Annotated in this window: 12 protein-coding genes and 2 pseudogenes; 4 read left to right on the top strand and 10 right to left on the bottom strand. The window is 46.8% G+C overall.

All coding sequences use genetic code 11. The features are described from left to right. Nucleotides 1-4: 4 nt before the first annotated feature. The 3 genes from ecpB to ecpR form a co-directional block, all read right to left on the bottom strand. Nucleotides 5-673 (bottom strand): fimbrial chaperone EcpB, encoded by a 669-nt coding sequence (gene ecpB / locus ACJHYO_RS07700; RefSeq protein WP_000716404.1) that lies wholly within the window; start codon nucleotides 671-673, stop codon nucleotides 5-7. A 56-nt stretch (nucleotides 674-729) separates the two neighbouring features. Continuing rightward, the gene (ecpA, locus tag ACJHYO_RS07695) at nucleotides 730-1,317 is read right to left on the bottom strand and encodes a common pilus major fimbrillin subunit EcpA (RefSeq protein WP_000730982.1); all 588 of its coding nucleotides are present in this window, start codon (nucleotides 1,315-1,317) and stop codon (nucleotides 730-732) included. 73 nt (nucleotides 1,318-1,390) lie between these two features. Further along, nucleotides 1,391-1,933 (bottom strand): ECP biosynthesis operon DNA-binding transcriptional regulator EcpR, encoded by a 543-nt coding sequence (gene ecpR / locus ACJHYO_RS07690; protein ID WP_000389022.1) that lies wholly within the window; start codon nucleotides 1,931-1,933, stop codon nucleotides 1,391-1,393. A gap of 823 nt (nucleotides 1,934-2,756) precedes the next feature. Between ecpR and ACJHYO_RS07685 the strand changes: the two are divergent. Continuing rightward, nucleotides 2,757-2,947: pseudogene (locus tag ACJHYO_RS07685) on the top strand (hypothetical protein). Nucleotides 2,948-3,016: 69 nt separating this feature from the next. On the opposite strand, the gene ykgO reads toward ACJHYO_RS07685, so the two are convergent. The 5 genes from ykgO to ACJHYO_RS07660 all read right to left on the bottom strand — a co-directional run bounded on the left by ykgO (nucleotide 3,017) and on the right by ACJHYO_RS07660 (nucleotide 6,593). Beyond that, a complete protein-coding gene (gene ykgO, locus ACJHYO_RS07680) occupies nucleotides 3,017-3,157 on the bottom strand; it encodes a type B 50S ribosomal protein L36 (protein WP_000866436.1) in 141 nt (46 codons plus the stop codon). Next, complete coding sequence (locus ACJHYO_RS07675) at nucleotides 3,157-3,420, bottom strand: type B 50S ribosomal protein L31 (RefSeq protein ID WP_000803998.1); 264 nt, start codon at nucleotides 3,418-3,420, stop codon at nucleotides 3,157-3,159. The genes ykgO and ACJHYO_RS07675 overlap by 1 nt, the downstream gene beginning before the upstream one ends. Nucleotides 3,421-3,784: 364 nt before the next feature. Next, the gene (ykgR, locus tag ACJHYO_RS07670; protein ID WP_000662258.1) at nucleotides 3,785-3,886 is read right to left on the bottom strand and encodes a small membrane protein YkgR; all 102 of its coding nucleotides are present in this window, start codon (nucleotides 3,884-3,886) and stop codon (nucleotides 3,785-3,787) included. Nucleotides 3,887-4,358: 472 nt separating this feature from the next. Then, nucleotides 4,359-5,501 carry an NADH-dependent flavin oxidoreductase gene (locus tag ACJHYO_RS07665; RefSeq protein WP_000182341.1) on the bottom strand — a complete coding sequence of 381 codons (1,143 nt, stop codon included), beginning with the start codon at nucleotides 5,499-5,501 and terminating at the stop codon, nucleotides 4,359-4,361. A gap of 171 nt (nucleotides 5,502-5,672) precedes the next feature. Then, nucleotides 5,673-6,593, bottom strand: a complete 921-nt coding sequence (locus ACJHYO_RS07660; protein ID WP_085455205.1) for an alpha/beta hydrolase — start codon at nucleotides 6,591-6,593, stop codon at nucleotides 5,673-5,675. 156 nt (nucleotides 6,594-6,749) lie between these two features. On the opposite strand from ACJHYO_RS07660, the pseudogene ACJHYO_RS07655 reads away from it, so the two are divergent. Next, a pseudogene (locus ACJHYO_RS07655) lies at nucleotides 6,750-7,675 on the top strand (LysR family transcriptional regulator). Between the two features lie 199 nt (nucleotides 7,676-7,874). Continuing rightward, on the top strand, nucleotides 7,875-8,768 hold the full coding sequence (locus tag ACJHYO_RS07650; protein WP_000910711.1) for a LysR family transcriptional regulator: 894 nt from the start codon (nucleotides 7,875-7,877) through the stop codon (nucleotides 8,766-8,768). Nucleotides 8,769-8,798: 30 nt separating this feature from the next. Here ACJHYO_RS07650 and ACJHYO_RS07645 read toward each other — a convergent pair whose 3' ends face one another. Next, complete coding sequence (locus ACJHYO_RS07645; RefSeq protein WP_085455206.1) at nucleotides 8,799-9,788, bottom strand: aldo/keto reductase; 990 nt, start codon at nucleotides 9,786-9,788, stop codon at nucleotides 8,799-8,801. 26 nt (nucleotides 9,789-9,814) lie between these two features. Next, complete coding sequence (locus tag ACJHYO_RS07640) at nucleotides 9,815-10,666, bottom strand: aldo/keto reductase (RefSeq protein ID WP_001174452.1); 852 nt, start codon at nucleotides 10,664-10,666, stop codon at nucleotides 9,815-9,817. A gap of 565 nt (nucleotides 10,667-11,231) precedes the next feature. Here ACJHYO_RS07640 and fdeC point away from each other — a divergent pair. Continuing rightward, the gene (fdeC, locus tag ACJHYO_RS07635; RefSeq protein WP_085455207.1) at nucleotides 11,232-15,482 is read left to right on the top strand and encodes an inverse autotransporter adhesin FdeC; all 4,251 of its coding nucleotides are present in this window, start codon (nucleotides 11,232-11,234) and stop codon (nucleotides 15,480-15,482) included. The last annotated feature ends 90 nt before the right edge of the window (nucleotides 15,483-15,572 follow it).

Genomic DNA, 15,572 nt, shown 5'->3' with positions numbered 1-15,572 from the left:
CTATCTATTTCACGGGAATGAACTTATCACCCTGCCAAAGTGCAACCCGTCCTTTGTTATCCGCCGTGTCCACGCGGGTAAAACGACGCGACTTGCCCGGCATCAGGTAGTAATTCTCTTTACACTCCTTACCATTGGCGGCTTTCAGGCAGGGGCCGTAGGCGAGGATCCGCAACGTCGCATTTCCTGTATTTGTCAGGGAGCCGTTGGCGTACTGAAAGTGGTAGTTCGCCTGGCGGGGTGCGACGACCAGAATGGTGCCGATGCGGGCGGAAGCAGTGGCCACAGCGCTACGGTTGGCATTATCGCGCTGCGCATCACTGAGGGCCTGATCAAACCAGACAATGCGGTAGTAGCGCTCTTTTTCATCTGCTGGTCCCTTATAGAAGAAGCGGATCACTTCGCTGGCTTGGGCGGGTAGCAGCAAGCTGGCGGGAGTGAGTAGCAACTCATCCGGCTTGTCCATTGCGATAACCTGCCCGTCGTCAAGCGGTGAAGAGAGCCGTTCGAGACGGATATTGATGAGGCGGCCACTGTCGGTACTGTTTTGGATCGTTTTGCTTAGCGTGCTGCTGTCACTGTTCATAAACGATGATATATCGCCGACATCCAGCGCCTGGGCCGGTGATATTCCGGAAAACAGCAGAGCGAGAGGCAGAAGGTGCTTTTTCATAACAATTCCGTCCAGGAATAAAGCAGGGGGGTACCCCTGCTGGTACATCAGAGAGATTAACTGGTCCAGGTAGCGTCGAACTGTACGCTAACGTCGCCGCTCCAGATGCCTTCCGGTAGAGTGCTGTAATCGGTTACTGCGGTGGTACCATTGGTGGTGCCGCTGATGATGGAGAAAGTGAAACCATCCTGTGCGGTGGTACGATTGCTGGCATTGTAACCGTTAGCCAGTGGGCTAAGGTTGCCGCCCAGTACGCCGTTGGCGGTATCGATCATCACGGTATCGCCAGTTTTTTCGACTGCCGCGCCGTTATAATCCACGCCCACATTCAGTGTGGAACCTGAGGTATCCAACTGGGTTAAGGTGTTGGTGATAAGGCGTGAGGTCAGTTTAAAGGCGGTAGCCGTTGAGTCACCCTCGATAGCCACGTCAAATAGACCTTTTTGTGAGTTAAAACCTTTAATGCCTTCGGCATACTGGAACGCCAGGCTACCGAGTGGCGTCACAACCAGCTTACTGGTGGTGTCTTTTTTGGCTGTTGCTGACCAGGTCGCTACAGCCTGAGCTGTTACGTCAGCAGCCTGCGCTACACCTGTACCGGTAAACACCGTTACCAGAGCTATTGCCAGAACCTTTTTTTTCATTGCTTTTCTTCCCGAGTTGAATTGAGGACATGAAGTCCCGGTGAGTCATTTTTAAAACTAACTTGCCTGGAGTTTACTGAACCAACTTATATAATTTTGAGTACAGCTTGGCCTCTGCATTCCGCCGATGGGTATACACTGTCTTCACACTACAATTTTCAATTCTGGCAATCGATTTAGGCAGCATTCCCTGAGCCGTCATGCGGATAATTTCCATTTCCCGGTCAGTGATTTTATCTTTCTTAATATCTTTTCTCAGGAACCTGCCATTAATCACATAGGCCAGTTCTTTTCTAATATCACGACTCAGTCCAGCGTATACCACGCCCCTAATATTGCTGTTGTAATACCAATAATTTGCTAAGGCTTCTGACTTTCTGGCCGCAATCAATACGACCTGTTTCCCCTTTACCGCGGATAACCACTCATTATCACGGTTTATAAACTCAGTTAAAGAATCCGTATTGAGATTGATAAACACGAAATCTTTTCTGATTTTCTCCAGCGATAGATAAATTAATCTGTCGATATCCACAATCAGTTCAGATAGTCCTTTATAGAAGTAGGCGTCATGGGGAGACCAGATGTATTTATCAGAACGGTTTTGACATTCCATATGGTTTTTAACCTCATAGTCCCTGCTGTAATCATTTTGCCATGTCACTACTTTCCAAACCTGTAATTTTTACAGGTACATTCAGTTTCTTTAGTAAATCGGAAGTAAATAAGATACGTAGCACATATCAATATAGGTTAAACGAGATTAAGTTTTAATTATTTCGATTAGGTTTAAATTTATGTTTTTTTCCTGATGAGTGTCAATATGTGAACAGAAAATGAATTCCATGGTTAAGTCAATATTTACAAAAAATGAAAATATTGCTTTTTTGATAAGAAGAAAAAGACATTCAGTTTCATAAGGTTATTGGCAATATAACGTTCAATTCTTACTTGCATTTTATATTAGCCAGGAACTTTGCCCTGAGGTGTTAGGAATAGTCTTAATGTGTTGTGTAATGGACTAGTAAAAAAACAAGTTTAAATGACAAGAAATAGAATATAAAACTATCATAAGTCATAATTAAAGATGATTTGCCAATCAGTAAGGTGTTTTAATGGATTAACATGCCGCACAAAATGGTTATGGGTGTTCATCCCAATAAGTGATGAAAAATTAAACAGGTGTAAGTACGTCATCTGTCCGGTAAGCCCCCCAAGAGCCAAATTAAGTGAAGTTAAACGAAGACTGCCAGTTGTCACAGGAACGATGGCCTCTTTGCCAGGGCACTGCATTCAGTCATCTGTGCGCGTTACTCTAACTGGCACTCGAACGTCGGCGATGGGGTTACCGATGGATCTGGCCGTTCCTGTGGCGTAAACGTTTTTATGTCAGTACCAACAGATTTACCACATTTATCATCTTAACAGTTTGAGTGTAAATGCAGGCTGCGTCGCAAAGGGAGGAAACTGAGTGGCGTGTTCAGTCTAAAATAGAGTTGATGCCAGCATACAGGGCGCAGCTTGTCAACAAGTCAACATTAATATAATGGAATATTCGGAGAGAAACGTCAGGCAGTTGACCTTAAATGAACAGGAAGATACATCCCCAGGAAAATTAATGCTGGTGTAATAAATACACCAACATTAATCCGGTATGATTATTAATCAGACAAATATCGTTAATTCGTCGAATTTTGAATCAACGTTTTTTCTTACGACCCTGAACGGCCTTAAAACGTGGATTAGATTTACAAATCACATACAGCCGTCCTTTTCGCTTCACAATCTGACAGTCTGGATGGCGTTCTTTTGCGGTACGCAGAGAGTTAAGGACTTTCATCATGCCCCCTTTTTCGTGCTAACAAAACGACCAAAACGTTGGGTGAACCGTGCAACATTTCCTTCTGATGCCACTGTTCTCAGCTTCCCTGTATAGAACGGGTGCGATTTCGAAGAGACATCAATTGTTACGTACGGATACGTTACGCCATCCAGCTCAATCTCACGGTCTGTTTTGATAGTCGAGCCGATTTTAAAGTACTCATCAACGCTGGTGTCGTGGAACACCACAGTACGATACTCAGGATGGATATTGGGTTTCATCATTTTTACCTGTTATGTTATAACATAACCGTAAAGATACATGCTCATCCGGATCATTTCAACACCCAATCACTGTGACTATTTGTGGGATGTGGAATTTCCGCAACGGGGAAGTCTGGCATTGTTAGCAGCCATTGGCGACGCTCCCATAAACGCCTGGATGAGTGATTGATGATGGTTTCGCTGAGAGTATGGATTTTTCGAGAATGGAGGCTATCTCCACTTTACTGGCCGATGATTTATTGCAGCATGATTGATTACCTGACAATGTGTATTCCTCTCCCACGGATATAATAATTACTTACAAAAAAGGGAGAGGATGCATATTTTAAATATCACTGAAGTGAACAGTTTATTGCCGTTATTAATAGAAATGGAGAAATAAATAGGCGTATTCTACAATTGCGACAAAAACAACGATATTAATCAGTTTATGACTGATTTGCTGTACTTTATTCTCTTTCATTGGTACTTCCTCGCTTTAAAAAAGAGTGCACTTCGTAAGTGCCCTTATATAAATAACGAGTTTGGTCAACCAATTTTTTGACATGTATCACAAATTTGAATAGATGTATTACATCGGCTATCTTTTATTGCCCCAACGTCATTGATATATGTCGCCTGAAATCAGTTACGGGAATGAGTCTGATCTCAAGACTGGCCCAGTCCTGGCGTTGATTGGCGCTGAGGAGCATATCGCATCTCATCGTAACGTCGTATCTCCTGGGGTGTTATACAAGATATCGTTGTAGGTAACCAGGGAGAGGAATTGAGTCTATTAAACCGTCAACTATGCCGGATACATACTGGATTACACTGCAGGCACGCCTTACGAGAGAACGTGCCGCAGTGACGGGTTAATTATCTGAAAGAATTTGCGAGGCTGTATCGGTTACTCATTGATTTGATAGTTTTACTCTCGGGAGAGTAATCGATATTTAATCCATTAACGGAAACCAGCCAGTTCCTTTCGATGCCTGAATTTGATCCCATAGTTTATCCGGAATGGTTAATTCAGGAACGCGTTGTGGATTAAGGGCTGTTTGAATTTCATGACTTCTACCTGATTCAGCTAAAGTCACCCATTCTGGATTTATCACCAGCCCTTTACCGATCGCAACAAGTGGCAGGCCAGCGGAAATTGCTTCTTGAGCCTGAGACGGTGTGCGTATTTTACCTGCGGCGATTACCGGCACTCTGCCTGCAATATGATTTAAAATCAATTCAATAGTTCGGGGGCCATTTGGCGACTCAACAGGGTAGCTATCGTTAATACTGACCAGCGAGGTATGTATATACGAAATACCGGATGAAATGAGTCGATCAAGGAGTTTATAAGTATCCTCTATCCGCAGCCCCCCTGTTACAGATTCTTCAGGAGATATTCTGTAACCGATAGCAAAGGGCTTTGTCGCATATTCATAGACTACATTTTTTACTTCCTGTAATACGGCCAGCGGGAAGCGCATACGTCCTTCAAGATCTCCTCCCCATCGGTCATTACGCTGGTTAAATAGAGGGGAGAAGAAATTCTGCAGAAGGAATCCGTGCGCACCATGAAGTTCAACGCCATCAAAACCTGCTTTAATCGCCCTTTTTGTGACATCTCCGAATGCTCTAATGGTTTCCTGAATTTCGTTTTCAGTCATTTCCCTGCTTTGTACCACTCTCTTCATAAAGTCACCAGATTTTACGCTTGATGCGCTGGCACTAATAACATCGTTATTTGGCACAAGCTCCGGGATGGCTTTATTACCGGCGTGGAAAATCTGTAAAATAGCCGGAGCACCGCCACTTTTGGCTGCAGCTGCTAACTTTTCAAGGCTGTTAATGAAACGGTCGTCATACGCGGCAAATTCATGAGTAAACCCAATGCCGCTTGGCGTGACATAGGTACATCCTGTTATTACTAAACCAACATTTTGTGAGCGACGTTTATAAAATTCGAGTTCTTGCTCAGAGATGGTTCCATCAGGATTAGCTGACCAGGTTGTCATAGGAGCCATAACGATACGATTACGTAGCTTTATTTTTTCTGTCAGCATAAAAGGAGAAAACAATGATGGGTGTTTATTTGTCATAACAATACCTCAAATGTTTATCTGATTTTAATGCGTATAATCTTAATAAGTTGAGTTGCTACTTTTTGATGCTTTTTTCTTTAATAGAATTCTTTTTGAGTAATTTCATTATTGTCGTGTAGTCAATAAAGGATAAATGTCAGGGAGATAATGAATCTCCCTGCAAAGTTATTACAAATGTGTTTTGTAAAAAGGAATTAATTTATCGAGCGCCTGTTTCACAGATTCTGGCTTATCATACAGGTCGTAATGTGAATAACCTTCAACCACGACCAGTTCTTTATGTTTTGAGGCTGCACGACCAATAATTTCGCAGCCGTCACGATAGGCACCAAAAGCGCCCACTCTATCGCCCACTACAACCATTAGTGGTTGAGTTAACAGGACTTCTGCAAGATGAAAAGCATCCCAGCCCACGGCAACAGTCTGATGTGAAAATAGCGAACGATTTACCCCATTAGGCGCACAGCCTCGTGGCGAACGATAATATTCTGTTGCTTCAAAAAGGTCTATTTCTGTTAATCCCGCTTCAAGAGCTGCTTCCGGAGAAGAAGGGAGCAAATCATCTACGCGAAGTTTTGCGCCGTTAGCTTCGTCTGTTCTTTGTTGCGCCATTGCTTCGAGTGCTCCGATAGGATTAAACGCTGTAAATCCCTCACGCATAAGACGCCCGTAGTTTGCACCCGTGACAGTACCAATGGCTTTAATCCGACGTTCTGTCATTGCGGCATTAATGGCATATCCACCTCCACCACAAATACCCAGTACACCAATACGCCCGGCATCAACGTAAGGTAAGGTGGTAAGGTAATCAACGACAATGCTGAAGTCTTTTACTCGCATTGTTGGATCTTCCAGATAACGCGGTTCTCCACCGCTGCTTCCCTGAAAACTGGCATCAAAAGCAATGACGATAAAGCCAGCTTTTGCCAGGGCGGCACCATACACACTACCCGATGTCTGTTCTTTGCAGCTTCCAATTGGATGGGCACTGATAATGGCAGGATACTTTTTTTCACTATTAAAATCGTCAGGGAAATAGATATCAGCAGCTATATCCCAGTAAGTGTGTTTTATCGAAACAGTTTTCATTTCAAGCTCCAGGGATTTGCCTAAACAGATTTAAATATCATTTCTATTATCCGCAACTGGCATTCGTGTTCATATCGCGAACGGCGTAATAGTATGACTTGTATTGGTTATCATCAATGGTCTAATATCTATCACAGTGTTAAGTTAAGGTTTACAATGATGAAAATAGAGCCTTCAATTTTGCCTTCTCTTGCCTGGTTTGCGCTGATTGTTCGTGCCGGCAGTTTTTCCAGAGCAGCCTCTGAAATGGGTATTACGCGGGCCGCATTGTCCCAGAATTTAAAATCTCTTGAGGAACGTCTTAACACCAAGCTGATATACCGTACGACCCGCAATATGTCGCTTACTGAGGAAGGACAGCATCTGTATGAAGTGCTGGTGTCGGCTTTGGGGCAAATTGATGATGCGTTGAAAGATGTCGGTGACACCCAACTTGAACCTACAGGACTGTTGAGAATAAATTCCTCCCGTGTTGCAGCAAGGATGCTTATTGAGCCTCATATTGGCGAGTTTCTTACTCGTTACCCCAAAACAAAGATAGAACTCATTATGGATGACGGTTTATCTAACATTATTGCGGACGGCTGTGATGTGGGCATACGTCTTGAGCAAGGACTGGATGAGCATATGACTGCCGTTCCTGTTTCTCCGCTTATTAAACTGGTTACTGTGGCATCGCCAGATTATTTAAAAGAACACGGTATTCCTGAAACTCCTCAGGAATTGAGTAACCATAATTGTCTTCGGTTGCGGCATAAAAGTAGCGGTGCACTCTCAGCATGGGAGTTTTCGAATGTTGTGGGGGTAATGAAGAGTTCGAAATAGAGGTGTCAGGTAAGTATATTTCTAATGATGACGAAAGCATGATACGAATGGCGCTGAATGGAACGGGTATCATTCAACATCTGGATTTTGCAATCGCTAAACATATCAATGCGGGCAAGTTACAGCCGATTCTTGAGGATTGGGCCGTTTCATTTCCTGGATTTTATATATATGTTTCATCACGGGTGAGAATGCCCTCTAAAGTTCGTGCTTTTATTGATTTTATGGTGGAGAAAAGAGTAAAAATAGAAAGTTAATGATGTGTGTCAGAATATCGGTAAGAAGAATGGCGCAATCGTGAGGATACGTTTATTCATAATAAATCTCCTGAAAGTTTAGAATTATTTTCGATACAGCCAGATTATCATTGTTACTAATAATGTGGTTAAAATAATAGCATCTATGCCCCCCTTCATGAGTGTGTGTGAAGAGGATGCTTCTACAAGGAAATCGCCAATGCTCAAAGAAAACTTCAACGAACTGCAAATCTTTCTTGTGGTGGCAAGAGAGCGAAGTTTTACCAAAGCAGCGGGCAAACTCGGCGTCTCTCAGTCTGCACTTAGCCATGCAATGAAGGCTCTGGAGGAAAGGCTCAATATCCGCCTCCTGACACGGACTACCCGCAGTGTGGCTCCCACAGAAGCGGGGGAGAGAATCATTGCCTGCCTTGAACCGCGTATTGACGAGCTTGAACAGGAACTGGAATCACTTATTCAATTGAACGGCACGCCCTCCGGGAATATTCGGTTATCTGCCGGGGAACATGCCGCGCGAAGTCTGGTCTGGCCGAAGCTAAAACCTTTTCTCAGAGAGTATCCCGAAATCAATGTCGAACTGGTGGTGGATAACGGTTTTGTCGATATTGTTGAAGGCCGTTTTGATGCCGGGATACGACTGGGTGAAAATGTTGATAAAGATATGGTTGCAGTCAGGATTGGACCAGATATGCGGATGGCTGTGGTGGGAGCTCCGGCGTATTTTGCTGCAAACCCTGCGCCTGAAACGCCTCACGAGCTACAAAATCATCGCTGCATCAACATGCGTTTGCCAACTGCCGGTGGGCTTTACCACTGGGAGTTCGAGCGAGAAGGGAAACCGCTTCGCGTTAAGGTTGATGGGCAACTGACGTGTAGTCCATTGCCAGAAAGAATTGATGCCGCGTTATCAGGGTTTGGGATCGCTTGTGTCCCTGAAGACATGGTTCAGGAGTATATAGAGTCAGGCAAGCTTATTCAGGTGTTACAGGAGTGGTGTCCAACTTTTCCTGGGTATTATCTTTACTACCCCAGCCGCAAGCAGCATCCGCCAGCTTTTGCGTTGTTGATCGATGCGCTTCGCTACACCGAATAACGGGTCCTTTATCCTGGACCCGTTTGGGTATTAGCGGCCTACGCGTGCCTGATGTTCAGGCGAGTAACGTTCACCGACGATTTTAATTGTTTCCAGCGCCTTGCTTATCTGCTGCGTATCTTTCTGCGAAAGAACAATGTCAGCAGCGGCCAGGTTTTCTTCCAGCCGGTGCAGTTTAGTGGTGCCAGGGATGGGAACAATCCACGGCTTTTGTGCTAATAGCCATGCCAGTGCAATTTGTGCAGACGTTACCCCTTTCTCCGCAGCCAGTTCACCTAACAAGGTGACCAGTTTTTCATTGGCTTCAATGGCTTGTGCTGCGAAACGCGGTACGGTGCTGCGGTAATCATCTTTGCCGAAAGTGGTTCCCGGCTTAATCGCCCCTGTCAGGAAACCTTTACCTAGTGGGCTGAAGGGGACAAAACCAATTCCCAGTTCCTCAAGCAACGGCAGAATTTCCTGTTCAGGCTCACGCCACCACATGGAATATTCGCTTTGCAGGGCGGTGACAGGTTGTACCGCATGTGCACGACGAATGGTTTGTGCTCCTGCTTCAGACAGGCCGAAATGTTTGACCTTACCTTCTGCGATGAGGTCTTTCACCGTTCCTGCAACATCTTCAATAGGAACATCTGGATCAACACGGTGTTGATACAGCAGGTCAATAACATCTGTTTTCAGACGACGTAATGATCCTTCAACGGCTTCACGGATATGTTCCGGACGGCTGTTTAAAATCTGCTGCTTATTATCATCGCCGAAGGTAAAACCGAATTTAGTGGCAATTACCACGCGGTCACGAAACGGTTTTAAGGCTTCGCCGACCACTTCTTCATTCAGATACGGACCATACACTTCGGCGGTATCGAAGAAGGTGACACCACGTTCAACCGCAGCACGAATAAGTTCGATAGCCTGACGGGTATCGGTCGCCGGGCCGTAGCCGTGGCTTAAGCCCATGCAACCGAGCCCAAGGGCGGAGACTTCGAGTCCGGATTTACCCAGATAACGTTTTTGCATTGAATGAATACCTCTTTTATCGCGGCTTAAACATCAAGTTTGCGGCCAGTCAGCCATTCCACCATTGCGGGATCGCGGTGAGAGAAGAACGCGCTGGTTGCGGTATCCAGGGCGGTAATTTGCAGCATATCTTCAGGGCTGAGTTCAAAATCGAGAATGTTGATGTTCTCTTCCATGCGTTCTTTTCGCACTGATTTTGCCAGTGAAACAATGCCTCGTTGGTAGATCCAGCGCAGAACAACCTGTCCCACGCTTTTGCCATACTTCTCGCCAATTGCCGTGAGAACAGGATGCTGGAACAGACCATTTTTCCCTTCCGCAAACGGTGCCCAGGCTTCTGGCTGAATGCCACGACTTTGCATCCAGGGAACGGCCTGTAGCTGCTGATTGAAAGGGTTAACTTCAACCTGGTTTACCGCCGGAACGACGTTATTAAAAGCGATAAGGTCTGCCAGTCGGTCAGGATGGAAGTTACTGACGCCAATAGCGCGAATTTTACCGGCCTGTTGCAGCTCTTCCATGGCACGCCAGGCCCCGTGGACATCGCCATATGGCTGGTGAATCAAGTACAGGTCAACGTAATCAAGTTGCAGTCGATTCAGAGAGCGTTCGAACTGGGCTTTGGCCCCTTCGTAACTGGTATCCTGCAACCAGAGTTTCGTGGTGACAAAGAGTTCGTTACGGGCGATACCGCTTTGTTTCAGGGCGTTCCCGACCTGGATTTCATTTTGATAAGAGGCGGCGGTGTCAATCAGTCGATAACCGCTGTTAATAGCGTCAATGACCGCTCTTTCGCATTCGGCGGCATCGGTCATCTGAAATACACCAAAGCCCAACAGGGGCATTTCAATACCGTTGTTCAGTTTTACTTTTTGCATGGTGTTATCCTTCCGTTATCGTTCATGAGAAGCATAACGTAAAGGGAAGAGCTCGATTAGACGGCAGGATTTGTCAGGGGTTATGAACAAAATTCATAAATCTGTTTGAGGGTTGAGATTAGTCGTGCAAGTTCGATATCCCCGGAATTTACAGTCCGATGAATAAAAATGAATGTCCATAAAAAATATATTGGTTTATCCCAGCGTATATACTTACTTCGACGTACTCCCAATAGCAGTTAATTAAAGACGGGTCATTATTATTCACTCTGAATAATGAATTATTCACTGCCCGCAGAGTAAGAAATATAACTTAAGTATCTATTTAATGACTTGCACAAAAAGCTAAATTTTTACCCATAAATAAAAATATAATCCCGCGCCCAACCACCTGATGAGTGGCTACAGACACTGGATATATTAGGTGGCGGTGTACTTTCTTACATAAAGGTATTTCCTTTTCTGTGGAAAAGGAAACCGGGAAATCCCCGGTTTTTCTGACAAGCAGACGCCATTATTTGTGTCTGCCTATGTTCGTTAATTCGTTCATCAGGAAATTATCTCAATGTCACGTTATAAAACAGACAATAAACAGCCACGATTTCGTTATTCAGTTCTGGCCCGCTGCGTGGCGTGGGCAAATATCTCTGTTCAGGTTCTTTTTCCACTCGCAGTCACCTTTACGCCAGTAATGGCAGCACGTGCGCAGCATGCGGTTCAGCCACGGTTGAGCATGGAAAATACTACGGTAACTGCTGATAATAACGTGGAGAAAAATGTCGCGTCGCTTGCCGCTAATGCCGGGACATTTTTAAGCAGTCAGCCAGATAGCGATGCGACACGTAACTTTATTACCGGAATGGCCACCGCTAAAGCTAACCAGGAAATTCAGGAGTGGCTCGGGAAATACGGTACTGCGCGCGTCAAACTGAATGTCGATAAAAATTTCTCGCTGAAGGACTCTTCGCTGGAAATGCTTTATCCGATTTATGATACACCGACAAATATGTTGTTCACTCAGGGGGCAATACATCGTACCGACGATCGTACTCAGTCAAATATTGGTTTTGGCTGGCGTCATTTTTCAGAAAATGACTGGATGGCGGGGGTGAATACTTTTATCGATCATGATTTATCCCGTAGTCATACCCGCATTGGTGTTGGTGCGGAATACTGGCGTGATTATTTGAAACTGAGCGCCAATGGTTATATCCGGGCTTCTGGCTGGAAAAAATCGCCGGATGTTGAGGATTATCAGGAACGCCCGGCGAATGGCTGGGATATTCGTGCTGAGGGCTATTTACCTGCCTGGCCGCAGCTTGGCGCAAGCCTGATGTATGAACAGTATTATGGCGATGAAGTCGGGCTGTTTGGTAAAGATAAACGCCAGAAAGATCCACATGCGATTACCGCTGAAGTGAATTACACGCCAGTGCCTCTTCTGACCCTGAGTGCCGGGCATAAGCAGGGCAAGAGTGGTGAGAATGACACTCGCTTTGGCCTGGAAGTTAATTATCGGATTGGCGAACCTCTGGAAAAACAACTCGATACAGACAGCATTCGCGAGCGTCGAATGCTGGCAGGCAGCCGCTATGACCTGGTTGAGCGTAATAACAATATCGTTCTTGAGTATCGCAAATCTGAAGTGATCCGTATTGCTCTGCCTGAGCGTATTGAAGGCAAGGGCGGCCAGACGGTTTCCCTGGGGCTTGTGGTCAGCAAAGCAACTCACGGTCTGAAAAATGTGCAATGGGAAGCGCCGTCTTTGCTGGCCGCAGGCGGAAAAATTACGGGGCAGGGCAATCAGTGGCAAGTGACGCTCCCGGCTTATCAGGCAGGCAAAGACAATTATTATGCGATTTCAGCGATTGCCTACGATAACAAAGGCAATGCCTCGAAACGTGTGCAGACAGAAGTGGTTATTAGCGGAGCTGGTATGAGCGCCGATCGTACGGCGTTAACGCTTGACGGTCAGAGCCGTATTCAAATGCTTGCTAACGGTAATGAGCAAAAGCCGTTGGTGCTGTCTCTGCGCGACGCCGAGGGGCAGCCAGTCACGGGCATGAAAGATCAGATCAAGACTGAACTAACCTTCAAACCGGCTGGAAATATTGTGACTCGTACCCTGAAGGCCACTAAATCACAGGCAAAGCCAACACTGGGTGAGTTCACCGAAACTGAAGCAGGGGTGTATCAGTCTGTCTTTACTACCGGAACGCAGTCAGGTGAGGCAACGATTACTGTTAGCGTTGATGACATGAGCAAAACTGTCACTGCAGAACTGCGGGCCACGATGATGGATGTGTCAAACTCCACCCTGAGTGCTAACGAGCCGTCAGGTGATGTGGTTGCTGATGGTCAGCAAGCCTACACGCTGACACTGACAGCGGTGGACTCCGAGGGTAATCCGGTGACGGGAGAAGCCAGCCGCCTGCGACTTGTTCCGCAAGACACTAATGGTGTAACCGTTGGTGCCATTTCGGAAATAAAACCAGGGGTTTACAGCGCCACGGTTTCTTCGACCCGTGCCGGAAACGTTGTTGTGCGTGCCTTCAGCGAGCAGTATCAGCTGGGCACATTACAACAAACGCTGAAGTTTGTTGCCGGGCCGCTTGATGCAGCACATTCGTCCATCACACTGAATCCTGATAAACCGGTGGTTGGCGGTACAGTTACGGCAATCTGGACGGCAAAAGATGCTAATGACAACCCTGTAACTGGCCTCAATCCGGATGCACCGTCATTATCGGGCGCAGCTGCTGCTGGTTCTACGGCATCAGGCTGGACGGATAATGGCGACGGGACCTGGACTGCGCAGATTTCTCTCGGCACTACGGCGGGTGAATTAGACGTTATGCCGAAGCTCAATGGGCAGGACGCGGCAGCAAATGCGGCAAAAGTAACCGTGGTGGCTGATGCATTATCTTCAAACCAGTCGAAAGTCTCTGTCGCAGAAGATCACGTAAAAGCCGGTGAAAGCACAACCGTAACGCTGGTGGCGAAAGATGCGCATGGCAACGCTATCAGTGGTCTTTCGTTGTCGGCAAGTTTGACGGGGACCGCCTCTGAAGGGGCGACCGTTTCCAGTTGGACCGAAAAAGGTGACGGTTCCTATGTTGCTACGTTAACTACAGGCAGAAAGACGGGCGAGCTTCGTGTCATGCCGCTCTTCAACGGCCAGCCTGCAGCCACCGAAGCCGCGCAGCTGACTGTTATTGCCGGAGAGATGTCATCAGCGAACTCTACGCTTGTTGCGGACAATAAAACTCCAACGGTTAAAACGACGACGGAACTCACCTTCACCGTGAAGGATGCGTACGGGAATCCGGTCACCGGGCTGAAGCCAGATGCACCAGTGTTTAGTGGTGCCGCCAGCACGGGGAGTGAGCGTCCTTCAGCAGGAAACTGGACAGAGAAAGGTAATGGGGTCTACGTGTCGACCTTAACGCTGGGATCTGCCGCGGGTCAGTTGTCTGTGATGCCGCGAGTGAACGGCCAAAATGCCGTTGCTCAGCCACTGGTGCTGAATGTTGCAGGTGACGCATCTAAGGCTGAGATTCGTGATATGACAGTGAAGGTTAATAACCAACTGGCTAATGGACAGTCTGCTAACCAGATCACCCTGACCGTCGTGGACAGCTATGGTAACCCGTTGCAGGGGCAAGAAGTTACGCTGACTTTACCGCAGGGTGTGACCAGCAAGACGGGGAATACAGTAACAACCAATGCGGCAGGGAAAGTGGACATTGAGCTTATGTCAACGGTTGCAGGGGAACTTGAGATCGAGGCCTCGGTGAAAAACTCTCAGAAGACGGTCAAGGTGAAATTCAAGGCGGATTTCAGTACCGGTCAGGCGAGCCTGGAGGTAGACGCCGCTGCTCAAAAAGTGGCAAACGGCAAAGATGCCTTTACGCTGACGGCAACGGTTAAGGATCAATACGGCAACCTTCTTCCTGGCGCTGTGGTCGTCTTTAATCTGCCTCGGGGCGTCAAACCGCTTGCAGACGGTAATATCATGGTGAACGCCGACAAGGAGGGTAAAGCGGAACTGAAAGTGGTTTCCGTGACTGCCGGAACCTATGAGATCACGGCGTCAGCAGGAAATGACCAGCCTTCGAATGCGCAGTCTGTAACGTTTGTGGCTGATAAGACTACGGCGACCATCTCCAGTATTGAGGTGATTGGCAACCGTGCAGTGGCGGACGGCAAAACCAAACAGACGTATAAAGTTACGGTGACTGATGCCAATAACAACCTGCTGAAAGATAGCGAAGTGACGCTGACTGCCAGCCCGGAAAATTTAGTTCTGACTCCCAATGGGACGGCGACAACGAATGAGCAAGGGCAGGCTATTTTCACCGCCACGACCACTGTCGCAGCGACATATACACTCACGGCGAAAGTGGAACAGGCCGACGGTCAGGAATCGACGAAAACTGCCGAATCTAAATTCGTCGCGGATGATAAAAACGCGGTGCTCGCTGCATCTCCAGAGCGTGTAGATTCTCTGGTGGCGGACGGGAAGACTACTGCAACACTGACGGTTACTCTGATGTCGGGTGTCAACCCCGTAGGAGGAACCATGTGGGTCGACATTGAGGCTCCGGAAGGGGTGACAGAGGCGGATTATCAGTTCCTGCCGTCGAAAAATGACCATTTCGCGAGCGGGAAAATCACGCGTACATTTAGTACCAACAAGCCAGGTACATACACATTCACATTCAACTCTTTGACATATGGAGGGTATGAAATGAAACCAGTGACTGTGACAATTAACGCCGTTCCTGCAGATACTGAAGGCGCTGAGGAGAAATAAAAACGACGATGTAATAAATAATAATGGCGTTGACATGCGCAGCGCCATTATTTACTGAATACCTACCCTGGCACCGATTAGACGGTGGCA

The sequence above is a fragment of the Escherichia sp. WS1118 genome (assembly GCF_046487695.1).
GTDB lineage: Bacteria > Pseudomonadota > Gammaproteobacteria > Enterobacterales > Enterobacteriaceae > Escherichia > Escherichia coli.
The sequence above is the reverse complement of the archived record's forward strand: the minus strand, read 5'-3'. Positions and strand labels throughout refer to the sequence as shown.